Raw genomic sequence first — 23,921 nt, forward strand, 5'->3', positions numbered from 1 at the left:
CGCGTGCCCATTCCGTCAGGTTCATACACGAGATCGTACAACACTCATGACTCCTAAAGGACACTCATGGACACTTACGTGAGAGCAGTTCCTGACCCCTCCCCCGGCGGCGGCGCGGGCAGCGCGTCGACGTCGGCGACCGAGACGTAGCGCTCGGTGCGGCGCGCGGTCACCCACGCCGCGCGCCCGCGCACCCAGGTGATCTCCCCGTCGTAGGTCACCGCCACCTCACCGGCCGGTGGCCGCAGCATCCGCGGCGGACGGCCGAGGTCGCGCAGCAGCCAGGCCAGGCCGACCAGCGGATGCCCGGCGAAGGGGAGCCGGACGCTCGGGGTGTGGATGTCCACCGTGCCGCGCGCGGCGTCGTCGAGGAACACGGTCTCGCTGAAGCCGAGTTCGGCGGCGAGCGCGGCGCGCTCGGTCCTGCCGGGCACGGCCGCCCCGTCCAGGACGACGCCCAGCGCGTTGCCACCGCCCCCACTGGGACCGCAGAACACCCGGAGCACCTGGTGCTCCGGGTGTTTCGCGTGTGCGGCCGGGTTCACCGGGGGTTCCGGGGGCGCCACATGCTCCGGGTGCACATCGAAATCGGTCATCTACCCGCTCATCCGCCCGTCCGCCCGTCCAGCGGCCCGGCGGTCCGTTCGACCGCCTGTCGGCCATTCAACCGCACGGTCTGCCGGGGGTGTCCGGCCGCCGGGGGCACCCCGTAAGGGCGCGGGGCCGGGGAGCGGCGGCCGGGCCACGGGGGCCCGGTACTCGCCACGTCCCCTACGGGGTGCCGGGTGAGAGCGGGAGGGGGAAGTGGCGGAGTCAGCGGATGGCGCGGCGGCGGGTGGCGTAGGCCGCGGCGCCGCCCGCGGCGACCAGGGCGGCGGCGGTGCCGATCAGGGCTTCGGTGGGAACCGCGGAGCCGGTGGCGGCGAGCGCACCGCCGGCGCCGTTGCCGCTGCTGAAGCTCGCGGCGCCGGTACCGGAGCCGCCGGACGTGCCCGCGCCGGAGCCGCCGGCGCCGGCCGGGAGCTGGGCGTTCGCGTCGAGGGAGACCGCGAGCGTCACCGGGTCGAGCGCCTGGCCCGCCGGGTACATGTTGTCGAAGGCCGTGGCGCCGGCGGCGGTGAGCTTCGCGGGCACCTTGTCGAGGGTGACGACGTTCTTCACCGGGGTGAGTGCGCCGACGGGGACGGCGAGGTCGGCGACCGGCATGGCCTGGGTGGTGGTGACCTTGCCGGACGCCCGGGACTTGGCGGAGACATCCGCCACGAGGGTGCCCTTGGTGCCGCTGACCTTCACCTTGAGGTTGTCGAACTTCAGGTCCAGCGCGCCGGAGTGCGCCAGGAAGCGGACCGAGCCGTTGAAGTCGGCGGTCAGGGCGGACTTCCCGGTGTCGACCGAGCCATGGCCCTTGGGGAAGCGGTAGCCGGCGCCGGACGTCGCGGCGCCGCCGCCGAGTTCGGCCTTACCGCCACCGATGGGGCCGGTCACGTACTCGCGGAAGGACTTCTTGACACCCCAGTCGAGGGTGCCGTCGACGAGGGTGCCGACGGCGACGGCGGACGAGGTGCCCGGACCGGACCCGCCGGCGGACTTGTCGGTGCCGGGCTTCTCGGCGGGCTTGCCGGTGCCGGGCTTCTCGGCCGACTCGCCACCGGCCTTACCCCCTGACTTGTCCCCGGACTTGTCCCCCGACTTGTCGCCGGGCTCGGTGGTCGGCTCGGTCGACGGCCCGGTGGTGGGCGGCTGGGTGGGGTCGGGCTTCGGGGCCGGGGTGGTGGCCGGTGTGACGGAGAGGGTGGCCGGATCGAGTTCCTGGCCCTCCTTGTACATACCGTTGAACGCCTTCGCGCCCTCGGCGGTCAGTTTCGTCGGGATACCCGCGAAGGTCATCGCGCCACCCGCGCCGCTGCCCGGCCGTACGCCGGAGAGGTCGAGCGAGGCGAGCGGCACATCGTCCTGGGTCCTGCCGGCCGCGGTGACATCCGCGGTGATGGCGCCGCCGGTGCCCTTGGTGGAGAGCTTGAGATCGGCGATCTTGATGTCGAAGCCGTGCGCGGTGGAGGTGAAGCGGACGCCGCCCTGGAAGGTGGTGGCGACGGAGTGGGTGGCGGTGTCGTAGCTTCCGGTACCGCCGGAGAAGGTGAACGGGCCGTTGTCCGCGCCCTGTTGGGCGCCGCCCACGGTCTCGATCGTGCCGTGCGCCATGCCCGTCACGTACTTGCGGAACGACTCCTTCAGCCCCCAGTCGAGCCGGCCGTCCTTGAGGTCGAGCCGTGGTGCGGCGGTGCGGCCGTCGGCGGCGATGGCGACGGCGGGCAGGCCGAGCGCGGCGGTCGTGGCGAGCGCGGCGGCGAGGGTGAGCGAGCGGCGGATGACGGGCATGGCGGTGGGTCTCCTTGGTTGACGGGGTGGCCAGTTGGCGGGGTGGCCGGTGGGCCGGTGGGATGGCTCGAAGGGATCGGCCGGATCGGATGCACCGGATGCACCGATCGATAGATCCGGAGGGATCGGCCGGGCGGTGGGGACGTCGAGGGGCGGGTCAGCCCTGGGGCGCGGGCGGTGCGGGCGGTGCGTCGCCGGCGGCCCTGCGGCGGCGGGCACGCAGCACCAGGAAGGCGGCAGCGGCGGCGATGAGAACGGCGCCGCCCGCCAGGGACAGCGGCAGCACCGCGGAGGAAGTGGCGGAGGTGGCGGGAGAGGAAGCAGCGGTGGGCTCGGCCTCCCGCTGCTTCGGGGTGGCCGCGGCGGTCGGGTCGGTGCCGAGGTCGGGGAGCGCGGGGAGGCGGACGCCTTCCTTGACGGCGACGGAGAGCGAGACCGGGTCCATGGCGGTGCCCGCCGGATAGATCCCGCCGAACGCCTTCGCCCCTTCCTCGGTGAGCTTGGCCGGGGCCTCCTTGACGGCGATCAGGCCGTCCGCGGGCTTGAGTTGGCCCGCCTCGAAGGTGGCCAGGGGCGTCTTGCGGGCGACCTGCTTTCCGTCCGCTCCGTCCGCTCCGCCGGTGGTGACGTCCGCGGTGAGCGTGCCCCGGCCGTCCCGTACGGTCACGGTGACCGCGTTCAGGGCGAGGTCGAGGTGGGTGCCGGTGAAGCGGAGCGTGCCGGTGAAGGCGGCGTCGAGGGTGTGCCCCGCGGCGTCGTAGGAGCCCTTGCCGCGTGGGAAGCGGAAGAGCGCGCCGCCGTCCTGGGCCCCGTCGGTCAGCTGCCAGCGGCCCCGGGCGATGGCGCCGGTGACGTACTCGCGGAAGGTGCGGCGGACGCCCCAGTCGAGGGCCGCGTCCACGATCGCCCCGTCGCCGCCCGCCGCCTTCCCGTCCTTCCCGTCCTGCTTCTCGCCGTCCCCGGACCCGGACTTCGGGTCGCCGGAGGCATCGTCGCCCGGCGTCCCCGGCGCGCGGACATCGGCGGACAGGCTGACCGGATCGAGCGGGGTGCCCGCCGAGTAGTAGCCCGCGAAGGCGCTCGCGCCCTGGGAGGTGAGCGTCGCGGGGAGGTTGTCCAGGGCGATGGGGCTGCCGCCGCCGCGGGTGTCGAGGCCGCCGACGCCGAGGGAGGCGAGCGGCACCCGCGAGGACGTGGTCACCTTGCCGGTGCCCTTCTCCTTGCTGGTCATATCGGCGTAGAGGGTGCCCCGGCCGCCGGAGATGACGACCTCGGGGCGGCTGATGGTGAGGTCGAGTTCGTAGGAGCCGTCCGGTTTCCGGTGGCCGGTGAAGTGCACGCCGCCGGAGAAACCGGCGGTCAGCGCGCCGCTGTCCGGGTCGTAGCTGCCGGCCGCGGAGTGGAAGCGGAAGCGGCCGGCGCCGACGGTGGCGGCGCCACCGGTCAGGTTCCAACTGCCGCGCGCGACAGGGCCGGTGACATAGGACTGGAAGGAGGATTTGACCGCCCAGTCCAGCCGTCCGCCGGCGACCGTACGGGCCGCCGCCTGTGCACCGGCCGCCGGCAGCAGCACGGTCAGCGCGCCGGCGGGCAGGGCCACGCCGAGGGCGACGGCGAGCACCCGGACCAGTCCGCGGCGCAGTCCGTGGCGGAGCGCCCGGACGCGGGCCGCGAGCGGGTTCCGCGCCGGACCGGGTGGGCGGCCCGGCCCGGCGAGGCCGCGGGCCGGTCTGAACGACAGCATGGGGTACCCCTTCCAGGGCTGGTTATTTAGGTAAGGCTAACCTAAGCTACATCTGGTTGGAACGGCACCTCGCGCCCATCGCGGGACCACCGGCCCGGCCAACCGGCGTACAGAGAAAGGCGGGACAGTGACAGCGACCCTCGGGGGGCCGATCCGGCGCCTTGCCACCCGCGCCGCCGCGACGATCGGCGCGGCGGCGCTCGCGCTGGCCCTCGCCGGCTGCGCGGGCGGTGCGGACGGGACCTCGTCACCCGCCGCCCCGAAGGCGGCGAAACCGGCCGCGGACCGGGTCGAGCCGCTGCCGGGGCCGGCGCCCGAGCCCACGCTGCCGGTGGCCGTACCGTCCGCCGACGGCCACCGGGTGACGGTCCGCAAGACCGACCGGATCGTGCCGCTGACCGGTTCCCTCTCGGAGATCGTCTTCACCCTGGGGCTCGGCGACCGGGTCGTGGCCCGCGATGTCACCGCCACCTTCGATCAGGCGAAGAAGCTGCCCGTGGTGACCCGCGCGCACGACGTCTCGGCGGAGAGCGTGCTCTCGCTCAAGCCCGATGTGGTGCTCGCGGAGACCACCACCGGGCCCGCCGAGGCCATCGACCAGATCCGCGCGGCGGGTATCCCCCTGGTCGTGCTGCGCCCCGCCACCGGGCTGGCCGACGTCGACACCAGGATCACCGCGGTCGCGACGGCGCTCGGTGTGCCGAAGGCCGGGCAGGCGCTGGTCACGCGAACCGACCAGCGGATGGCGGACGTTCGCCGCGGCATCCCGCACGGCGGCACCCCGGCGGACCGGCCGCGGGTGGCGTTCCTCTATCTGCGCGGCTCCGCCTCCGTCTACCTGCTCGGCGGTGCGGGCTCCGGCGCCGACTCGCTGATCGAGGCGGCCGGCGGGATCGACGCGGGCAAGGAGTCCGGCCTGAAGAAGGACTTCACGCCCATCACGAGCGAGGCGCTGGCCAAGGCCGCGCCGGACGTCATCCTCGTCATGTCCAAGGGGCTGGAATCGGTCGGCGGGGTGGACGGCCTGGTGAAGATCCCCGGCGTGGCCGAGACGCCGGCCGGTATGGACCGCCGGGTGATCTCCGTCGACGACGGGGTGCTGCTCAACTTCGGCCCGCGCACGGACCAGGTGCTGCGCTCACTCGTCACCCAGCTCCACGCCAAGGGGAAGTGATATGTCGACACTTCCGCGTACGGAGACGGCGCGGGACCGCGCGGTGCGGGACGGTATGACGCCAGAGCCCCCAGGGACGGACGACGCCACACGCGCCACCGGTACCGCAGATTCCACAGCTCCCACAGCCTCTCCCGCACCCCACCCCCGCCGCACCGCCTCCCTCACCCTGGGGCTCGCGCTCGCCCTGCTGCTGGCCGCACTGCTGTCCGCGGGGACCGGCGCGTACGAGATCCCGCTCGGCGATGTCGTCGGTTCACTGCTGCACCAACTGCACCTGGGCGGCGGTGCGCTGGACCGGGGCGGGGATAGCGTGCTGTGGCAGGTGCGGCTGCCGCGGGTGGTGCTGGCGGTGCTCGTCGGCGGATCGCTGGGGTGCGCGGGCGCGCTGATGCAGGGCGTGTTCGGCAATCCGCTGGCCGAGCCCGGCGTCATCGGGATCTCGTCCGGCGCGGCGGTGGGCGCGGTCGGCGCCCTCGCGCTCGGGCTGACCTTTCTCGGCAACTGGACGGTGCCGGCCTGCGCGTTCGCCGCGGGGCTGCTCACCGTGCTGATCGTCTACGCGCTGGCCCGCTCCGGCGGCCGTACCGAGGTCGTGACCCTGATCCTCACCGGTATCGCGGTGAACGCGTTCGCGGGGGCGCTGATCGGCCTGTTCCTCTTCTTCGCGGACACCGCGCAGCTCTCCCAGATCACCTTCTGGCAGCTCGGTTCGCTCTCCCAGGCGACCTGGCCGAAGGTGCTGGCCGTACTGCCGTGCGCGCTCGCCGGGCTGGCGGTGGCGCCGCGCTACGCGCGCCGGCTGGATCTGCTGGCGCTCGGCGAGCGGCCCGCCCGGCATCTGGGGGTGGAGGTCGAACGGCTGCGGATGGCCCTGGTGCTGGTCGTCGCGCTGCTGACCGCCGCGGCGGTCGCGGTGGCCGGTGTCATCACCTTCGTCGGGCTGCTGGTGCCGCATCTGCTGCGGATGGCGGCGGGCCCCGGGCACCGCTTCCTGATCCCGGGCAGCGCGCTCGGCGGTGCGCTGGTCCTGGTCGTCGCCGATCTCGCGGCCCGTACGGTCGCGCAGCCCGCCGAACTCCCGCTCGGCGTGCTGACCGCGCTCTTCGGCAGCCCGTTCTTCTTCTGGCTGCTGCGCAGGACCCGCCGCAAACAGGGCGGCTGGGCATGAGCCCGCGTACCGCCCGCCCCCACACCCCCACCGGAGGCCGTCGATGATCGGGAAGCTGTTCGCCGGGCGGGGCAGGCGGCTGCCCCGGGGCACGGTCGCCGGGCAGCCGTACGCGCGGGCCGAGGCGCTGACGGTGCGGCTGGGCGGCCGTACGGTACTGCGCGGGGTGGAGCTGACGGCGCGGGCCGGTGAGGTGCTGGCGCTCGTCGGGCCGAACGGCGCGGGGAAGTCGACCCTGCTGGCCGCGCTCGCCGCCGATCTGCCGGCCGCCGGGGGCGCGGTGCACATCGACGGCCGCCCGGCCGTCGACTGGTCGGCGCCCGAGCTGGCGCTGCGCCGGTCCGTGCTGCCGCAGTCCGCCGCGCTGTCCTTCCCGTTCACGGTGGCGGAGGTCGTCCGGATGGGCCGGGCGCCGTGGGCCGGGACGCCGGCGGCGGACGCGGACGAGGGCGCGGTGGCCGCGGCGATGGCCGCGACCGAGGTGGCCGGTTTCGCCGGGCGGCCGTTCTCCGCGCTGTCCGGCGGCGAGCGGGCCCGGGTGGCGCTGGCCCGGGTGCTGGCGCAGCGCGCCCCGCTGCTGCTGCTCGACGAGCCGACCGCCGCGCTGGATCTGCGCCATCAGGAGCTGGTGCTCGGGATCTGCCGGGAGCGGGCGGCGGCGGGGGACGCCGTGGTGGCGGTGCTGCACGATCTGGGGCTCGCCGCGGCGTACGCGGACCGGGCGGCGGTGCTGCACGACGGGGTGCTCGCCGCGCAGGGGCCGCCCGCCGAGGTGTTCACGGCGGAGCTGCTCTCCCGGGTCTACCGGCAGCCGGTCGAGGTGTTCGGGCATCCGCGGACCGGTATTCCGCTGGTGATGCCTCACCGCGACCGATGACCCTTACCTTGACCTGCCCATGACCCAACCGCGACCGGACCGCCGCCGATTCGTGACGAGGCCGTAGTGCGTGAGAGCCGGATCACGGGAAAACGTGGGCAGAAATGAGGTAAGCCTCGGATAAGTTAGGGCTGCCTTAGTAACTCATACCCGACATCCGGTTTCCGATCCTCCGTTTCCGGACCGCCCGAGCCAGCCTGGAGAACCCCCATGCGAGCGCTTCGCTCCACCACCGTCGCCGCCGTCGCGGTGGCCGCGACCCTCACCGCCGTCTCGGGCTGTGCCCAGAAGAGCGACGCCAAGGGAGCCGACGGCAAGGGTGTGATCGAGGTGACCGCCACGGACACCGGCTGCGAGGTCTCCGCGACCTCGTTCCCCGCCGGGCACGTCCAGTTCTCCGTGCGGAACAAGGGCTCCAAGGTCACCGAGGTCTACGTCTACGCGCCCGGCGACCGGATCGTCACCGAGCGGGAGAACATCGGCCCCGGCACCAAGGCCGAGATCACCGCCGAGATCAAGGCCGGCACCTACGAGGTCGCCTGCAAGCCCGGGATGAAGGGCGACGGCATCCGGCAGAAGGTGACCGCCAGCGGCAAGGGCGCACCGGCCGCGCGCGACCCCCGGCTGGACGCCGCGGTCGCCGCGTACCGCAAGTACGTCCAGGAGCAGGCCGACCAGACCCTCCCCGCGGCCCGGAAGTTCGCCGACGCCGTCAAGGCCGGTGACGTGGCGGCCGCCCAGCGGACGTACGCACTCTCGCGGGTCGGCTGGGAGCGGACCGAGCCGGTCGCCGAGTCGTTCGGCGATATCGACCCGAAGGTCGATGTGCGGGCCGACGGTCTGGAGGACGGGCAGAAGTGGACCGGCTGGCACCGGCTGGAGAAGTCGTTGTGGGAGGAGAAGAAGATCTCCGAGGACGACAAGAAGCTGGCCGCGCAGCTCATCACCGACCTGGAGGACTGGCAGAAGCGGGTCGGCACCGCCGAGATCACCCCGACCAGCATGGCCAACGGCGCCAAGGAGCTGCTGGACGAGGTCGCCACCGGCAAGGTCACCGGCGAGGAAGAGCGCTACAGCCACACCGACCTGCTCGACTTCCAGGCCAACGTGGAGGGCGCGCAGCACGCGTACGAGCTGCTCAAGCCGGTCGCCGCCAAGAACGACCCGGCGCTGGCCAAGGAGCTGGACAAGCAGTTCGCGGCGATCCGCGCCCAGTTGGACAAGCACCGGGACAGCGAATCCGCGGACGGCTTCGCCGCGTACGACACCGTCGGCAAGGACGCGCGCAAGGAGCTGTCGGACGGCGTCAACGCGCTGGCCGAGCCGCTGTCGAAGCTGGCCGCCGCCGTGGCCACCGGCAAGTAGTCCGTCGCGAGCAGGACGAGGGATCACGAGGGATCACGAGGATGACTGTCGACGGTACGAAGAACAACGGGCCGGCGGACGGCACGGCGGGCGAGGACGCGCCGGCCGCCACCGCCGGGCGGGACGGCGGGCGCGTCCCGTCGCGGCGCGCGCTGCTGGGCTGGGGCGGTGCGGGGCTGGCACTCGGCGCGGTCGCGGCCGGCGGTACGGCCGTGGCGCTGCGCACCGGCGGTGACGCCGCACCGGCCGTGGCGGACGTGTCCTCGGCGGCCGTGGCGTTCCACGGCCCGCACCAGGCCGGGATCGCCACCGCCGTCCAGGACCGGCTGCACTTCGCCGCGTTCGACGTCACCATCGACGACCGCGACGAGCTGATCGCCCTCCTCAAGGAGTGGACGAAGGCGGCGGCGCGGATGACGGCGGGCGACGCGGTCGGCGACGGCGCGGTGGGCGGGCTCGCCGAGGCGCCGCCGGACGACACCGGTGAGGCGCTCGGGCTGCCGCCGTCCCGGCTCACGCTGACCTTCGGCGTCGGCCCGACGCTCTTCGAGAAGGACGGCAAGGACCGCTTCGGCATCAAGGACCGGCGCCCCGAGGCGCTGGTCGACCTGCCGCAGTTCCCCGGCGACAACCTCGACCGGGCGCGCAGCGGCGGCGATCTGTGTGTGCAGGCGTGCGCCGACGATCCGCAGGTCGCGGTGCACGCGATCCGCAATCTGGCCCGGATCGGCTTCGGCAAGGTCGCCATCCGGTGGTCGCAGCTGGGCTTCGGCAAGACGTCCTCGACGACGCCGGACGCGCAGACACCGCGCAACATGTTCGGCTTCAAGGACGGCACCCGGAACGTCTCGGGCGACGACACGGCCGCACTGGACCGGCATGTGTGGGTCTCGGCCGCGGACGGGAAGGCCGACGCGAAGCGGGGTGCGGACTGGATGGCCGGCGGCTCCTACCTCGTCGCCCGCCGCATCCGGATGCACATCGAGACCTGGGACCGCACCTCGCTCAAGGAGCAGGAGGAGATCTTCGGCCGGGACAAGGGCGAGGGCGCGCCGGCCGGCCGGAAGAACGAGCGGGACACCCCGCATCTGCCGTCGATGCTGCCGACCGCGCACGTCCGGCTCGCGCACCCGGACGCCAACGGCGGGGTGCACATCCTGCGCCGCGGCTACTCCTTCACCGACGGTACGGACGGTCTGGGGCGGCTGGACGCGGGGCTGTTCTTCCTCGCCTACCAGCGGGACGTGCGCCACGGCTTCGTCGCGCTGCAGCAGAAGCTGGCGCGGCACGACGCGCTCAACGAGTACATCCAGCACGTGGGTTCAGCGGTCTTCGCGATCCCGCCGGGCGTCCGGGACTCCGGCGACTGGTGGGGCCGGGCGCTGTTCGCCTGACTCCGCGCTCTTCCGTGACACCGCCCCGGGGACCCGGTCCCCGGGGCACACCCCGAGATCCGACATGAAGGAAGGAAAGGAACCGACGTGTTCGGAAACTACCTGATCGGTCTGCGCGAGGGCCTGGAAGCCAGCCTCGTGGTCTGCATCCTCATCGCCTACCTGGTCAAGACCGGCCGGCGGGAGGCGCTGCGCCCGGTCTGGATCGGTATCGCGCTGGCCGTGGTGCTGTCGTTCGCGTTCGGTGCGGCGCTCCAGTTCGGCTCGCAGACGCTGACGTTCCAGGCGCAGGAGGCGCTCGGCGGCTCGCTGTCGGTCATCGCGGTGTGCCTGGTGACGTGGATGGTCTTCTGGATGCGGCGCACCGCCCGCCATCTCAAGAGCGAACTCCAGGGCAAGCTGGACGCGGCGCTGGCGATGGGCACGACGGCGCTGGTGATCACCGCGTTCCTGTCGGTGGGCCGCGAGGGCCTGGAGACCGCGCTGTTCATCTGGACCGCCGCGCAGTCCGCCGACGACGGCGTCCGGCCGCTGATCGGGGCGCTGCTGGGCCTGCTGACGGCGGTGCTGCTGGGCTGGCTGTTCTACCGCGGCGCGGTCCGCATCAACCTGGCGAAGTTCTTCACCTGGACCGGCGGGATGCTGGTGGTGGTCGCCGCGGGCGTGCTCGCGTACGGCTTCCACGACCTCCAGGAGGCCGGTTTCCTGCCGGGGCTGACCAGCCAGGCGTTCGACATCAGCGAGCAGATCCCGGCGGACAGCTGGTACGGCACCCTCCTGAAGGGCGTCTTCAACTTCCAGCCGGACCCGACGGTCCTTCAGGTCACGGTGTGGGCGCTGTATCTGATCCCCACCCTCGCGTTCTTCTTCGCCCCCGGTAGGGTTGCGCCGAATCGTGCCACCCCGGCGGCCTCGTCCGCCCCGGTCGCCCCGAAGGAGCCCCAGCCCCATGACACGCAGGTCGCCGTTCCGGGTGCCCCTCACACTGACGTCGGCAGCGGCGGCGCTGGTGATACTCAGCGGGTGCGTGACGGTGCACGGCGAGCGGGAGATCCTGCCGGCGGTGTCGAAGGCTGACGGAGCCACGGCGCTCCAGCAGTTCGCCGACGGCTTCAACGCGGCCAACCGCAAGCTCGATCCGACGATGAACCCCGCCTTCGAGGCGGGGTCGCTGCTCGCCATCGACCAGGCCGGGCTCAAGGCGGCCCGCGCCCTCACCCCGCAGGGCAACCCGAGTTTCGTCCCGCTGGCGTTCACGGACGCGCACTTCACCGTGCCCAAGCAGGCGGGCTGGCCGAAGTACTTCCTCGCGGACGCCGTCAGCAACCGCAAGAACACCCGCTGGTTCCTGGTGTTCGGCCGGGACGGCGCCGACGCGAAGTGGCGGGCGGTGTATCTGGCGACGTTCGCCGCCAAGGACGTCCCGCAGTTCCGGACGGACCGGGACGGCTACGCCGAGGCGGTACCGGCCGGCGGCGCGTCGGGGCTGACGGTGGATCCGGGCACGCTGAGCCGGACGTACGCGGACTACCTCAACACCGGCAAGGGCGGCGTCTTCGCGTCCGGTCCGGAGACCGACGGCTGGCGGGCGGAGCGCGCCAAGGCCGCGCTCCAGCCGGGCGCGCGCATCCAGTGGGAGGACCAGGCGGCGGACTTCCCGCCGGTCTCGCTGCGGACGAAGGACGGCGGCGCGCTGGTCTTCTTCGCGACCTACTACCACCAGCGCAAGACGGTGGCCCAGGGGTCGACGATCCAGGTGCCGGAGGGCCTGCGGGGGATCCTGGAAGGGCCGCGGAAGAAGACCGACAAGATGGCCTTCACCACGATCTCCGGACAGGCGGTCAAGGTGCCCGCCAAGGAGTCCGGCGGCAAGGTCACCGTGCTGAACCGCATCGAGGCGAAGACCTCGGCGAAGGCGCTGTAGGCGCGGCCGGTACGCCCCGTACGCACACCGACGGCGGCGGGCCACCGGATGTCCGGTGGCCCGCCGCCGTCGGTGTGCGTACGGGGCGGGAACGAAACGGTTCAGCGGCCGATGGGCCAGGCCGTCGTCTCGTGGTCGGGCCGGCTGCCGATGAACTCCGCGCAGGCGTCGGTGAGCGATTCCAGCAGCGTCAGCGGATCGGGCAGCGGCAGTTCGGGGCCGCGCAGCCACGTCACCGCGGGCTGCTCGCCCGGCAGCCGCGAGGGCGGCAGGAGGACGTAGCTGCCGCGGCAGTGCCAGCGCAGCCCCGGGTGTTCGTCCATGGTCTCGGGGTGGCAGTCCAGCTCACAGGGCCACCATTCGTCCTCGTCGTCCGGGGTGCCGCGGGTGGCGGTGAAGAAGAGCATCCGGCCTTCGCCGAAACCGGTGCCGCCGAGGGCGATGGGCCCGACGTCGACGCCCGCGCCGTCCAGCCGTCCGAGCGCGCTGCGGCCCGCTTCGACGGGGACGTCGAGGACGTCGTGGGCGATGCCGGTGGCGGTGATGAAGTTGGCCTGCGGGAGGGTGCGGACCCAGGCGGTGACCTTGTCGCGGTCGGTGGTGGCGACGGTCTGCCAGCCGAAGGAGATCGGGTGCTGGGCCGGGGTCGGACAGCCGATGCGTTCACAGGAACAGCCGTAGCCGGCGGGGTGTGCCGCCGGCGCGACGGGGAAACCCGCGTCGACCGCTGCCAGCAGCAGGTCCTCGCGGCCGCGTGCGGCCGCCGATCCCGTGTCCGTCTCGCCGTCGTCCGATCCGTTCTTCGGCCGGCGCAGCCACTGGGAGAACCTGCTCTTGCGTTCCATCTATCCCCTCACTTCGAGCGGTGGTCTGGGATCAATGCTGCCACCATCCTGCGCCTCGGGTGACCGGTGTGCGGATCCGGGGTGAACGAGCTGCGGGTGAACAGGGGCAATTCGCGCCATCGGCGACGAGCCGCGCCGGCTTTCAGCCGCGCGGCCGCAGACCGTGCAGCACCTGGTCGACCAGGGCGTCCACGAACGCGTAGGTCAGTTCGCCGGTGCGCATCAGCCAGCGCTGTGAGAAGGGACTCAGCAGCATCTCGGCGCCCAGCCGGACATCGGTCCCGGCGGCCAGCTCGCCCGCTTCCCGGGCGACCCGCAGCCGGTCGGTGTAGACGTCGATACCGGGCTCCAGCAGCCGGGCGACGAAGGTGCGGGAGAGTTCCTCGTCGCCCGCCCCGGCCACCGCGAGCGCGCGGTAGGGGGCCTGGAACGCCGGATCGTTGAACTCGTCCACGGTGGCCCGCAGCACGGCCTTCAGATCCGCCGCCACATCACCGGTGTCCGGGAGAGCGCCCCGGTAGGTGTCCGCGTCGGCGGTGAACGCGTCCAGCAGGACGGCGGCCTTCGAGGGCCACCAGCGGTAGATGGTCTGCTTGCCCACACCGGCCCGGGAGGCGATGCCTTCGATCGTGAGCCTGTCGTAGCCGACCTCGCCGACCAGCGCCAGGGCGGCGTCGAAGATCGCGCGGCGGGAGCGTTCGCTGCGGCGGGAGGAGTCGGGGGCTGTCTTGTTGGCCATGGGCCGGATTCTATCGAGAGCATGAGGCGAGACGTATCGTCTCGAAGCCGCCACAAAACCCCTTGACGACACGCGCCGTCTCGCCACATGCTGATCCCGTCACCCGGCAAGACGGAACGTCTCGCCGGCGACTCCTCGACCACGACGGAAGGGACGGACCCCATGGGCAAGAACAAGGCGGGCGGCATGCTCGGCGTCGGCGGCACCCGCAGCACCCTCTCCCGGGGCGCGCTGCGCGGCGGCGCCGCCGGAGGTGAGGGCGGCGGGCGCCCCGATCCGCAGGCGCAACGGCGCGAACTGCTGCGCAAGCTCCAGGAGAAACAGGCGGCCCGCACCGGGAAGGCGGAGTGACCCCGCCGGTCAGGAACGCGGCCAGGCGTCGCCCCAGGAGGCGTCGCGGGCCTCGCGGTACCGGTCACCGTGGCGCTTGGTGACCGTATCGCGCCGCAGCCCCTCCTCCGCGGTGCACAGGTCCAACAGGACCTGGCCCTTGCGGAGTTGGGGCTTGCGGACGATCCGGGCGGGCGCCGGGGTGGCAGGCAGGGCGGTCGCGGCCACGTAGCTGAACTTCTCGTCCTCGTACGGGAGGGAGCCGCCCTTGACCTGGCGGTGCAGGGAGGAACGGCTGACCCGGGCCGAGAGATGGCACCAGTCCTCGCCGGGGACGATCGGACAGGCGCCGCCGTGCGGGCACGGGGCGACGATCCGCAGCCCGGCGCCGATGAGCCGGTCGCGGGCCTCGCGGATGCGGAGGTAGCCGTCCGGGGTGCCCGGTTCGATCAGGACGACGGCCTGCGCGGCGGCCGCCGCGTCCACCACCGCCCGGCGGGCCGCCTCGGTCAGTTCGCCCAGGACGTACGAGACGGTCACCAGATCGGTGCCGGCCGGTACGGTCAGCCCCTCGCCGATGACCTGCCGCTGCCACCGGGTCTCCGGGAGCACCCCGTCCGCCAGCTCGCGGCCCAGGTCGAGGGCGGGCTGCGCCCAGTCCAGGACGGTGCTGCGGTGGCCGTCCCAGGTGGCCGCGGCGGCCCAGGTCGCGGCGCCGGTGCCGCCGCCGATGTCCACATGGGTGGCCGGGGACCAGTCCGGCACCCGGTCCGCGAAGGCGGTCAGCGCGGCCCGCACCGCCGCGAACGTCGCGGGCATCCGGTAGGCGGCGTACGCGGCGACATCCGCCCGGTCCCGGAGCACCGGGGCGTCGGTGGGCGTACGGCCCCGGTAGTTGGCGATCAGCCGGTCGACGGCCTGCGCGGCCTGCTTGGGCGGCAGGCCGTCGAGAAGGCCGGCCAGGGCGGCGCGGAGTTCGTCGTGCATTCGGAAGAGTTTACGGGGCGGGGTACGGCGCGCGGAGCGGGCGCGGGCGCCGCGGCGGGGTGCGGCCCGGCCGGGCAGGTCCCCGCGCACCGGGCCCGCTCCCCCTCAGCCGCCGCGGGCCGCCGCGTGCGCCAGGCAGGTCGCGGCCGCCGCGCGCGGGGCGCTGCCGCCGTCGGTGCGGCGGGGGTGGACGGTGTTGGCGAGCAGGACGAGGAAGGTGTCCGTCGCGCGGTCCAGGACCAGGCTGGTGCCGGTGAAGCCGGTGTGGCCGGCCGCGCCCCGGCCCGCCAGCTCGCCCATGAAGTACGGCTGGTCGACGCCGAACCCCAGGCCCGGCGGGTCCAGCAGCGCGGCGACCGCGTCGGGGCCGAGGATCCGGGCGGTGCCGTACGCCCCGCCGTTGAGCAGCGCGCGGCACAGGACGGCCAGATCCTGGGCGGTGGAGAAGAGCCCGGCGTGGCCGGCGACGCCGCCCAGCGCCCAGGCGTTCTCGTCGTGCACCGCGCCGCGCACCATGCCGCGGTCCGCCTTGGCCCACGGCAGCCGCTGGTCCTCGGTCGCCGCCACCCCGTGCGGCGCCAGCGGGCCGTAGGACGTACTGGACATCCCCAGGGGCGCGGTGATGCCCTCCCGGACCAGGGCGTCCAGCCGCCGCCCGGTGATCTTCTCCAGAATCAGCTGGAGGGTGATGAGGTTGAGATCGGAGTAGCGGTACGCGCCACCGGGGCGGCCCGCCGGGTCCGCCGCCTCCGCCCACAGCAGCGCCAGCTGCGCGGCCCGCCCCCGCCGGCTGTGGAACGGCAGCTCGGGGCGGAGCCCGGAGGTGTGGGTGAGCAGCCTGCGGACGGTGATACCGGCGGCGAAGGCGGGCAGCAGCTCGCGGACCTCACCGTCGAGGTCCAGCCGGCCGCGCTCGGTCTGCTGCATCGCGGCGACGGCGGTGAAGAGCTTGCTGAGCGAGGCGAGGTCGAAGACGGTGCCGACCCGCATCGGCTCCCAGCGGTCCCGGGGCAGTTCGACGCCGCGGTCCCGGCCGGGGTCGTAGCCGCGGTAGCGCAGCGCCCAGCCCGCGGCGGCCTCGGCGGCGACGACCGGGCCGCGGCCGGCCAGGACGACGGCGCCCGAGCACCACGCCGGACGGCCCTCGGGCAGCGTCCGCACCCCGCGGACCAGCCGTTCGAGCCAGGCGGGATCGAGTCCCGCCTGGGCCGGTGTGCCCTGTCTGAGTCTCGGTGCGTTCAGAGCCTGGTCCTCTCGCCCGTGGTCCCCGTGGTGGTCTCCCCCCTACGCTGCCACGGGCGGCACATTCCCAGGAAGCACAGCAGCGCCAAAACGGCGCATGAGAGCTGTACGACGGCCATCGGTACGGCGGTCCGCTCGCCCGCGATGCCCACCAGCGGGGAGGCCACCGAGCCGAGCAGGAAGGTGGAGGTGCCCAGCAGCGCGGAGGCGGAACCGGCCGCGTGCGGGGTGCGCAGCAGCGCCTGGGTGTTGGTGCTGGGCATCACCAGGCCCATGGCCGACATCAGGACGAAGAGCCCGGCGGCCATCGGCACCAGGCCGACCGTGCCGAAGACCCCCGACGACATCAGCAGCAGACCGGTCGCGGCGACCGTGATCAGCACCAGGCCGATGCCCAGCACCTTGTCCAGGCTGACCCGGCCGACCAGCACCTTGCCGTTGAGCTGGCCGACCGCGACCAGCCCGACGGAGTTGATGCCGAACAGCAGGCTGAAGACCTGCGGAGAGGCCCCGTAGATCTCCTGGACGACGAACGGCGACGCGGAGATGTACGCGAAGAGGGCGGCGAAGGCGAAGGCACCGACGAGGAGATAGCCGGAGAACGCCCGGTCGGCGAGGAGATCGCGCATGGTGCGCAGGGTCTGGCCGAGACCGCCGGAGTGCCGGCGCTCGGGCGGCAGGGTCTCGTGCAGCTTGCGCCAGACCAGGAGGGTGAGCAGCACCCCGACGACGGTCAGCACGACGAAGACGCCGCGCCAGTCGGTGACCTGGAGGATCTGGCCGCCGATCAGTGGGGCGACGACCGGTGCCACCCCGGAGATCAGCATCAGGGTGGCGAAGAACCGGGCCATCGCCACCCCGTCGTACAGGTCGCGGACCACCGCACGGGCGATGACGATCCCGGCCGCGCCCGCCAGCCCCTGCAGCAGGCGGAAGGCGATGAGGAGTTCGGCGCTGGTGGCGACGGCGCAGAGCGCGGTGGCCAGCACGTAGATCACCATGCCGACGAGGAGCGGGCGGCGGCGCCCCCACCGGTCGCTCATCGGGCCGACGATCATCTGGCCCAGGGCCATGCCCGCCAGGCAGGTGGTCAGCGTCAGCTGGACGGTGGCGGCCGGGCTGTGCAGCGCGGTGGTGACCTCCGGCAGGGCCGGGAGGTACATGTCCATGGAGAGCGGCGGGACGGCCGTGAGACCGCCGAGGACGAGGGTGACGAGAAGGCTGGTGCGGCGGGACGCGGCCGGTGCTGCTGCCGCGCCCCGCTCGGATATCGCGGGCAGGTCCTTGGTCTCGGCGGCGCCGGAGTCCGTCATGAGTGTCTCCATGGGTCATTGATGGCCGCACCATGGTGTCATGCACGGAATGGTCCGCGGCCCGGTCCGGACCAGGTCATTGGACCTACGACCCGGGGCCCCTCCCCCCGTGTTCCCGCGCCGGCCCCGGCACCCGTCGCCCCCGCGGTACGGGCGGATACGGCCCGGTGACCGGCGTGCGGTGTCCGGGCGGTGGCGCCGGGTGCCCGATCCGGGTGCTCCGTAGGATTCGGGCATGGCGGAACTGATGGGGCGCGACGGCAACTGGTCCTTCGACACGGACGTGGTACGGATCGTGCCGGGGCGCGACCGCGGGGTGCACAAGCTGCGCCAGGAGCTGGGTGAGGTCGCGGTGCCGCTGGCCGCGCTGGCCGGTATCGCGTACGAACCGGGCCGCAAGGGCGGCCGGCTGCGACTGCGGCTGCGCGCCGGCGCGGACCCGCTGCTGCACGTCACCGGCGGCGGTCTGCCCGACGACGCGAACCCGTTCCAGGTGGCGGTGGAGCCCGGCCGGGCCGGCGTCGCCGAGTACTTCGCGGACGAGGTGCGGCAGGCCCTGACGATCGAGCAGATCCCGGACGGCCCCACCGACCGCTATCTGCTGCCGGGCCCCGCCGTACCGCTGGCGGCCACCGGGGTGGACGGCACCGCCACCTTCGACGGCGAGCGGGTGCACATCGACTGGCTCTGGAGCACCAGCGAGAGCAAAAAGCACGCGGGCGCACGGGACTTCGCGCTGGCCGACCTGGCGGGCGTGGAGTGGCGCCCCGCCGTCGGCCTCGAATCCGGTTTCCTGCGCTTCCGGCCGCACGGCCCGGCGACACCGATCCTCAAACCGGAACACGACCCCAACGCCATCGAGTTGTGGGGCTTCAAGAAACAGAGCGGCGCGACGGCGCTGCTGGCGGCGGCGGTGGCGGCCCGGCTGCCGCACCCCTCGGGCGCCACGGGACCGGCACCCACCAAGCCCCCGACTCACACACCCGCCCCCGGCCTCGCCCCCGCCGCCCCGGCCACCCCCCCCCCGTCCGGACCGGCCCCCGCCCCGGACCACGACGCCCTGCTGCGCCGACTGCGCGAACTGGGCGATCTGCACCGCGACGGCATCCTGACCGACGAGGAGTTCACCACCACGAAGGCGGCCGTCCTCGACCAGTTCCGCACGGGCGGGTGAGGCGGGGCGGCTGAGGCGGGGCGGTTGGGGGCCGGCTGCTCTGCGTACGTGTACACGTACACCCTCCGTACGCGTCCGTCCTGCCCTACGTGTCTGCTTTCCCGTACGCCCTAGGCTGCCGCCATGGGAGAGGCAGCGGATGAACAGGTATCGGCTCGGGCGGCCCAGGGCTCGCGGCACACCCCGTCGGACACCCGGCAGAGCGCACCGGGCGCCGAGGGGCTGAACAACGGGGTATCGGGTGACGGGGTGCCGTCCGTCGCCGGGAAGGTGGCCGTGGTGACCGGCGCCGGTTCCGGTATCGGGCGGGCGGTCGCCCAGGCGCTGGCCGCCGCCGGCTGGGACGTGGTCCTGGCCGGCCGGCGCGCCGAGGCTCTGGCCGAGACCGCCCGGCTGCTGGGGCCCCGGGGCTCCGACGGCCCCGCCGTCATCCGCGTGCCGACCGACGTCACCCGCCCCGCCGAGGTCGACGCGCTCTTCGCCGCCGTCCGCGACCGCTTCGGCCGGCTGGACCTGCTCTTCAACAACGCGGGCACGTTCGGCCGGTCCGCACCACTCGACGAACTGTCCTACGACGACTGGCAGTCGGTCGTCGACGTCAACCTCACCGGCGCCTTCCTCTGCGCCCAGGCCGCGTTCCGCACGATGAAGGCGCAGGATCCGCAGGGCGGCCGGATCATCAACAACGGCTCGCTCTCCGCGCATGTCCCGCGGCCGGACTCCATCGCGTACACCGCCACCAAGCACGCGATGACAGGCCTGACCAAGTCACTGTCCCTGGACGGCCGTCCGTACCGGATCGCCTGCGGCCAGCTCGACATCGGCAACGCGGCGACCGCGATGACCGGCCGGATGGCGACCGGCATCCGCCAGGCGGACGGCCGGACCGCGGCCGAACCGGTGATGGCCGCGGCCGACGTCGCCCGCACAGTCGTCCACATGGCCGCGCTGCCCCTGGAGGCCAATGTGCAGTTCGCGACGGTGATGGCGACGAACATGCCGTACATCGGCCGAGGCTGAGCCCGCCGCGCCCGGCGGACGGGGCGGTTGGCGTCGCCGCGGACCGGGCCCGGCCCGACCCGGCCCGGGGTATATCCCGTATGTCCCCGCTGTCAGCAGCCCCCCTTGTCATCGGCGTCTCCGCAGGTGCGGTCGGCGGCGACGGCGACGACGGCGTTGCGCAGATCGTCCAGCGCGTGGCCGAGGCGGGGGTCGGCCAGCTCGTAGCGGACGCGGCGGCCCTCGGGCACCGCGACGACCAGGCCGCAGTCGCGCAGACAGGCCAGATGGTTCGACAGCCGGGTACGGGAGGCCCCCAGCATGTCGGCGAGGTCGGAGGGGTAGGCCGGGGCCTCGCGCAGCGCGAGCAGCAGGCGGCAGCGGAGGGGGTCGACCAGGGCCCGGCCGAAGCGGGCCAGGGCGTCGAGGTCGGTGGCGAGGGTCAGCATGGACAACAAAATACAAGGATGTTTGAATCCACGTAATCCTGAATCTAGGGATTCCTGAACTATCGACTCCGGAGGTCTGCCGTGCCCCGCTGCGCTCCCATGCCGCCCGCCCTGCTCAAGGCGTTCACCGCCGAGATGACCGCGGCCCGCACCCCGGGACCGACCCCGCAACGGTGGCGGGCCATCGAGCGCGCCCACATCCTGTCCCAGCCCTGGCCGTGGCCCCACACCCACACACATGGGGTGATGCTCCGCCTCGCCGTCCGCGACCGCGATGTGTGGGAGTTCCTCGGCCAGTTGGTACGCCTGGTGGTGGCCGCCCCCGGTTCGGCGGCCGGCAACTACCCGGACGGCAACACCGGCCGCACCCGGGTCGGCATCAACACACCCATGCCGATCCCGGCCGACCTCGCCGCCCTGCTCAGCCAGGCCGGTGTCGCGATGCAGCCGTGAATCCGGGCCGAAGCGGGTCGCCGGCCCCGGGATCACCGGCTCTCGTGGCGGCGCCCTGCCGGCACTCGACGGCCGCGGTCCACTCCAGCGGGGCGGAAAGAACCCGGTGACGCGCAACGGGCCAGGCCCACCCGGCCCCCAACGGGCCGATCGCTCTGTCACAGAGGCAGCACTTCTGTCCTTCCGGATTTCAGTCATACCGGATTTCCGTCATGCCAGCCCTCAGCCTCGCGGTCAGGAAAGGGCGTGCGAGAGTGGGGCGATGAAGACCATTGGGTTGATTGGCGGCATGAGCTGGGAGTCGACAGCCGTCTACTACCGGCTGCTCAACGAACAGGTCCGGGAACGACTGGGCGGCCTCCACTCGGCCAAGTGCATCGTGTATTCGGTTGACTTCGCTCAGATCGAGCGGTTGCAGACAGCCGGGCGCTGGGATGAGGCGGGGGACGTTCTTGCCGACGCCGCCCGGTCTTTGCAGGCCGCTGGTGCGGACCTGCTGCTGATCTGCACCAACACCATGCACAAGGTCGCCGACCAAGTGGCGGCGGCCGTAGGTATTCCACTGCTGCATCTGGCCGACGCGTCGGCGGCCGCGGTGCGGACCGCAGGTCTGCGCCGAGTGGGGTTGCTGGGTACCGCATTCACCATGGAGCAGGACTTCTACCGGGACCGCCTGGCCGGGCACGGCCTGATGGTCCTTGTTCCCGACGTGGACGACCGGGCCGTCGTCCATAAGGTGATCTACGAAGAGCTGTGCCTCGGCATTGTCCGGGAGGAGTCGCGGGCGGCCTACGCCGAGGTGATCAGCAGGCTGGTGGCTTCCGGCGCGCAGGGCATCATCCTCGGCTGCACCGAGATCGAGCTCCTCATCGGCCCGGAGCACAGCCCCGTTCCTGTCTTCGCCACCACCCGCCTACACGCGGAGGCCGCCGTCACCGCGGCACTCACATCAGGACAGTAGCCCGGACCGCAGTGCCGCCTGCCTGGTCGGGCCGGTCTGCTCGAAAGCCCCTCCTCCCGGCCTCGGCCGGATTCCCCGCACGACGCCGAGCGATCACAACAACCGAGCAAACTCAGCGCTGTTGAGGAGCCAGGAGCATCCTGCCCCATTGTCGACAGCCCGCCTTCGGGGGCAACCAGGTCTGGGCGCGTCATGTGCGCCAGGCGGCCGGCGGTGCGCGGCCGGCAGCTCTCGGCTCGCCGTACGGCGGCCGTGCGCACCACATCCCCGACTTCCTCGAACCCCACCCCGCCGGGACCGAGGAAGCACTGGACGACGAGCTGCACCGGGCGGCAACCGCCCCGGCCGGCCGCATCGGCTCCGAAGCCGATGTCGATGTCGTCCGCAGTGGCAGCGGCAGCGGTAAGGCCGCCATGCCCGGCGCGCCCCCGCCCCGCCCGCTCCCTGCGGATGGAAGCCGGCCAGGCCGGCGTCGAACACCCCGAGGCTCACGCAGCGCGACCCACCAGGCGCTGAGGTCAATGCGCTGAGCCCGGAGTCCCAGCCGGCATCGACAGATCGTCCAGATGTGTGAACAGCACGTCGGCACATGTCCGCGGGTTCAGGACCTCGGGGTGCAGGACGGCCCTGAGGCTGAGTCCGTCCAGGAGCGCCGTCAGCCGCTCGGTCTCGATGCCGATGTCGAGGCCGGGCCGCAGGGCGCCTGCCGCGTCGAGCCGGGTGAGCACGCGGCGCACCAGCTTTCCCGTGCCTTCGGCGGCCTGGCGCGACAGGTCACCGAAGGCAGGGTTGGTGCGGGCAGCCGTGTTGAAGTCCAAGAAGACGGTGACCTCGGCACGGCGGTGCTCGTCGAGTGGCAGAAGCTCGGCCAGGAACCCCGCTGCGAGCCGGAGCCGTTCGGGACGGGGGCGGTTGCCCAGGTCTCCGATCCGCTCAACGTGTTCGAGCAGCCGACTTTCGACCCGATCGAGCATCGACTGCATCGCAAAGCGCATCAGGTCCTGCTGGCTGGCGAAGTAGTGGCGCAGCGAGCCGATGTTGAGCTGGGCCTCGTCGGCGACGGCTCGCAGCGAGGTGCGCTGCAGACCTTCACGGACGACGACTCGGAACAACGCGTCGACGACGTGGCGACGGCGAGCATCCGGGTCTACGTGCTTGGGCATGAAGCCTTTCTATCACGCCTGTGATAGAACGCATTTATCACAGGCGTGATAGAACGAGTGGGAGGCTTCTTCATGGAGACGTACCTCAATTTCATGCTCATCAGGTTCGGCCTGATAGCGGGCGGTCTCGTGGCGCTGGCGCTGCTGGTCTTCGCCATCGCCCTGGCCCTCAAGCGCAGGGGCAAGCTCAACGAGTTGCGCCGGTACACGGACCCCGCGGTGAGGGCCGGGCTGCGCGCCGCTGCCCGACGGTTTGAAGGCGGGAAGAACGGAGCGTCCCGCTCGTGGCGACAGGATGGCCGCCGATGATCGGCCTCGGAGCGAAGTCGTCGGAACTCCTTCACCACCTGTTGCTGGACCGCATGATCAAAGTCGTCATCGTGGCCATGGCCCTGGGCATCCTGGCGTTCGGAATGGCGGCGCTCTGGCGGAGGGCCGGGCGCGCGAAGAACCGGCTCGACTGACCCGACGACACCAACCGATCCGCGGGTGTGAGGCACGGTCGGCGACCACCTCCGCAGTCCCGCCGGAATCAAGCCGCTGCCCTCGCCCACAGGGCCACGCTTTCGGGGCACGTCCAGGAGCCCCGGCGTTCAGTGGCCACCGCGCGGCTCGAAGCAACCGGTCTCCAGGAACCGGCCGTTGACCTTGACCTGGTAGTTGGTCGTCTGCACGAACGCGGTCACACAGGCGTCGTGACGGACGTTGAGGGCGACGCTGGCACCTGGGTTGCGGTCATGGGCCTGCACGAAGAGCGTTCCGCGCCCCTGCTCGCTGTCCGGGCCCTCATTTCGGTAGCCGAGCTTGAGCAGCGCCGCGCGCACGCTCTCGGCATCCCACGCCTTGGCCGTCCAGAGCCGTTTGAGGACGGGCTCGATGCGGGCGGCTTCTTCGCGGGCGGCCTCCTCGCCGGCGGGAGACATGTCCCTGGGAATCTTGAAGCCGTTGTTCTCGCGGTAGTGCGGGGCTCCGTCATGGGAATCAGGCTCCACATTGCCCCGTGCGGGGCCGAGGGGGGAGCGCACAGGCAAGGGAGAAGAGGTAGAGCCGAGGCTCGGGGCGGGGCCGGTCGCCGTCGGGCCGGTGTGCTGCTGTCCGCAGGCGGTCAGGGTCGCAGCAGCGCCCAGGAAAAGGCCCGCAGCAACGTATCCGGGTCTGGGTATCCGCATGATGAGGACTCTGCCACGGCCCCGGCGTGGTCGTCGCCCCCTTACGGGAACAGCGTCGCAGCGAAGCCG

At 72.7% G+C, this 23,921-nt stretch carries 24 protein-coding genes and 1 pseudogene; 14 read left to right on the forward strand and 11 right to left on the reverse strand.

Going from position 1 to position 23,921, the window contains the following annotated elements; genetic code table 11:
• Positions 1-95: 95 nt before the first annotated feature.
• The 3 genes and pseudogenes from IH09_RS33210 to IH09_RS33220 form a co-directional block, all read right to left on the reverse strand.
• A pseudogene (locus IH09_RS33210) lies at positions 96-506 on the reverse strand (PhzF family phenazine biosynthesis protein); the annotation flags it as partial.
• Positions 507-813: 307 nt separating this feature from the next.
• Complete coding sequence (locus IH09_RS33215; protein ID WP_052861279.1) at positions 814-2,379, reverse strand: HtaA domain-containing protein; 1,566 nt, start codon at positions 2,377-2,379, stop codon at positions 814-816.
• A 157-nt stretch (positions 2,380-2,536) separates the two neighbouring features.
• Entirely contained in the window at positions 2,537-4,123 is a 1,587-nt protein-coding gene (locus IH09_RS33220; RefSeq protein WP_110952749.1) for an HtaA domain-containing protein, read from the reverse strand.
• 127 nt (positions 4,124-4,250) lie between these two features.
• On the opposite strand from IH09_RS33220, the gene IH09_RS33225 reads away from it, so the two are divergent.
• From IH09_RS33225 to IH09_RS33255, 7 genes are all read left to right on the forward strand, one after another.
• Positions 4,251-5,297: a heme/hemin ABC transporter substrate-binding protein gene (locus tag IH09_RS33225; protein ID WP_052861280.1), complete on the forward strand. Its 1,047-nt coding sequence runs from the start codon at positions 4,251-4,253 to the stop codon at positions 5,295-5,297.
• Between the two features lie 55 nt (positions 5,298-5,352).
• On the forward strand, positions 5,353-6,468 hold the full coding sequence (locus IH09_RS33230) for a FecCD family ABC transporter permease (RefSeq protein WP_052861303.1): 1,116 nt from the start codon (positions 5,353-5,355) through the stop codon (positions 6,466-6,468).
• Between the two features lie 43 nt (positions 6,469-6,511).
• On the forward strand, positions 6,512-7,345 hold the full coding sequence (locus IH09_RS33235; protein WP_052861281.1) for a heme ABC transporter ATP-binding protein: 834 nt from the start codon (positions 6,512-6,514) through the stop codon (positions 7,343-7,345).
• A 210-nt stretch (positions 7,346-7,555) separates the two neighbouring features.
• The gene (gene efeO, locus IH09_RS33240; protein WP_052861282.1) at positions 7,556-8,710 is read left to right on the forward strand and encodes an iron uptake system protein EfeO; all 1,155 of its coding nucleotides are present in this window, start codon (positions 7,556-7,558) and stop codon (positions 8,708-8,710) included.
• Positions 8,711-8,751: 41 nt separating this feature from the next.
• Positions 8,752-10,104 (forward strand): iron uptake transporter deferrochelatase/peroxidase subunit, encoded by a 1,353-nt coding sequence (gene efeB / locus IH09_RS33245; RefSeq protein WP_052861283.1) that lies wholly within the window; start codon positions 8,752-8,754, stop codon positions 10,102-10,104.
• A gap of 87 nt (positions 10,105-10,191) precedes the next feature.
• Complete coding sequence (efeU, locus tag IH09_RS33250; protein ID WP_052861284.1) at positions 10,192-11,181, forward strand: iron uptake transporter permease EfeU; 990 nt, start codon at positions 10,192-10,194, stop codon at positions 11,179-11,181.
• Positions 11,168-12,028, forward strand: a complete 861-nt coding sequence (locus IH09_RS33255; RefSeq protein ID WP_318279631.1) for a hypothetical protein — start codon at positions 11,168-11,170, stop codon at positions 12,026-12,028. The genes efeU and IH09_RS33255 overlap by 14 nt, the downstream gene beginning before the upstream one ends.
• Before the next feature lie 101 nt (positions 12,029-12,129).
• Here IH09_RS33255 and IH09_RS33260 read toward each other — a convergent pair whose 3' ends face one another.
• Together IH09_RS33260 and IH09_RS33265 are read right to left on the reverse strand one after the other, a co-directional pair.
• Positions 12,130-12,873, reverse strand: coding sequence for a bifunctional DNA primase/polymerase (locus tag IH09_RS33260; RefSeq protein WP_052861286.1), 744 nt, complete (start codon positions 12,871-12,873; stop codon positions 12,130-12,132).
• A 142-nt stretch (positions 12,874-13,015) separates the two neighbouring features.
• Positions 13,016-13,612, reverse strand: coding sequence for a TetR/AcrR family transcriptional regulator (locus IH09_RS33265; RefSeq protein ID WP_110952750.1), 597 nt, complete (start codon positions 13,610-13,612; stop codon positions 13,016-13,018).
• 87 nt (positions 13,613-13,699) lie between these two features.
• Between IH09_RS33265 and IH09_RS33270 the strand changes: the two genes are divergently transcribed.
• The gene (locus IH09_RS33270) at positions 13,700-13,963 is read left to right on the forward strand and encodes a DUF6243 family protein (protein WP_052861288.1); all 264 of its coding nucleotides are present in this window, start codon (positions 13,700-13,702) and stop codon (positions 13,961-13,963) included.
• A 9-nt stretch (positions 13,964-13,972) separates the two neighbouring features.
• Here the strand turns inward: IH09_RS33270 and IH09_RS33275 are convergent, their stop codons facing one another.
• The 3 genes from IH09_RS33275 to IH09_RS33285 all read right to left on the reverse strand — a co-directional run bounded on the left by IH09_RS33275 (position 13,973) and on the right by IH09_RS33285 (position 17,484).
• Positions 13,973-14,929 carry a small ribosomal subunit Rsm22 family protein gene (locus IH09_RS33275; RefSeq protein WP_052861304.1) on the reverse strand — a complete coding sequence of 319 codons (957 nt, stop codon included), beginning with the start codon at positions 14,927-14,929 and terminating at the stop codon, positions 13,973-13,975.
• A gap of 105 nt (positions 14,930-15,034) precedes the next feature.
• Complete coding sequence (locus IH09_RS33280; protein ID WP_052861289.1) at positions 15,035-16,090, reverse strand: serine hydrolase domain-containing protein; 1,056 nt, start codon at positions 16,088-16,090, stop codon at positions 15,035-15,037.
• Between the two features lie 77 nt (positions 16,091-16,167).
• Entirely contained in the window at positions 16,168-17,484 is a 1,317-nt protein-coding gene (locus IH09_RS33285) for a multidrug effflux MFS transporter (protein ID WP_052861290.1), read from the reverse strand.
• A gap of 235 nt (positions 17,485-17,719) precedes the next feature.
• On the opposite strand from IH09_RS33285, the gene IH09_RS33290 reads away from it, so the two are divergent.
• On the forward strand, positions 17,720-18,658 hold the full coding sequence (locus IH09_RS33290; protein WP_052861291.1) for a DUF4429 domain-containing protein: 939 nt from the start codon (positions 17,720-17,722) through the stop codon (positions 18,656-18,658).
• A gap of 123 nt (positions 18,659-18,781) precedes the next feature.
• On the forward strand, positions 18,782-19,678 hold the full coding sequence (locus IH09_RS33295; RefSeq protein WP_110952751.1) for an SDR family oxidoreductase: 897 nt from the start codon (positions 18,782-18,784) through the stop codon (positions 19,676-19,678).
• Between the two features lie 92 nt (positions 19,679-19,770).
• Here IH09_RS33295 and IH09_RS33300 read toward each other — a convergent pair whose 3' ends face one another.
• Positions 19,771-20,106, reverse strand: coding sequence for an ArsR/SmtB family transcription factor (locus IH09_RS33300; protein ID WP_052861292.1), 336 nt, complete (start codon positions 20,104-20,106; stop codon positions 19,771-19,773).
• An 81-nt stretch (positions 20,107-20,187) separates the two neighbouring features.
• Here IH09_RS33300 and IH09_RS33305 point away from each other — a divergent pair, with 81 nt between their 5' ends.
• Positions 20,188-20,559, forward strand: a complete 372-nt coding sequence (locus IH09_RS33305; RefSeq protein ID WP_318279634.1) for a DUF3703 domain-containing protein — start codon at positions 20,188-20,190, stop codon at positions 20,557-20,559.
• Positions 20,560-20,821: 262 nt separating this feature from the next.
• A complete protein-coding gene (locus IH09_RS33310) occupies positions 20,822-21,520 on the forward strand; it encodes an aspartate/glutamate racemase family protein (protein WP_052861294.1) in 699 nt (232 codons plus the stop codon).
• A gap of 518 nt (positions 21,521-22,038) precedes the next feature.
• Here the strand turns inward: IH09_RS33310 and IH09_RS33315 are convergent.
• On the reverse strand, positions 22,039-22,683 hold the full coding sequence (locus IH09_RS33315; RefSeq protein WP_052861295.1) for a TetR/AcrR family transcriptional regulator: 645 nt from the start codon (positions 22,681-22,683) through the stop codon (positions 22,039-22,041).
• Positions 22,684-22,755: 72 nt separating this feature from the next.
• Here IH09_RS33315 and IH09_RS33320 point away from each other — a divergent pair, with 72 nt between their 5' ends.
• Together IH09_RS33320 and IH09_RS39480 are read left to right on the forward strand one after the other, a co-directional pair.
• Positions 22,756-22,992, forward strand: a complete 237-nt coding sequence (locus tag IH09_RS33320) for a hypothetical protein (protein WP_052861306.1) — start codon at positions 22,756-22,758, stop codon at positions 22,990-22,992.
• Positions 22,989-23,147, forward strand: a complete 159-nt coding sequence (locus IH09_RS39480) for a hypothetical protein (RefSeq protein ID WP_172451236.1) — start codon at positions 22,989-22,991, stop codon at positions 23,145-23,147. Before IH09_RS33320 ends, IH09_RS39480 begins: the two co-directional genes overlap by 4 nt.
• A 129-nt stretch (positions 23,148-23,276) precedes the next feature.
• Here IH09_RS39480 and IH09_RS33325 read toward each other — a convergent pair whose 3' ends face one another.
• A complete protein-coding gene (locus IH09_RS33325) occupies positions 23,277-23,708 on the reverse strand; it encodes a hypothetical protein (protein WP_318279636.1) in 432 nt (143 codons plus the stop codon).
• Positions 23,709-23,921 lie beyond the last annotated feature (213 nt).

The organism is Streptomyces celluloflavus, assembly GCA_000720995.1.
GTDB lineage: Bacteria > Actinomycetota > Actinomycetes > Streptomycetales > Streptomycetaceae > Streptomyces > Streptomyces celluloflavus.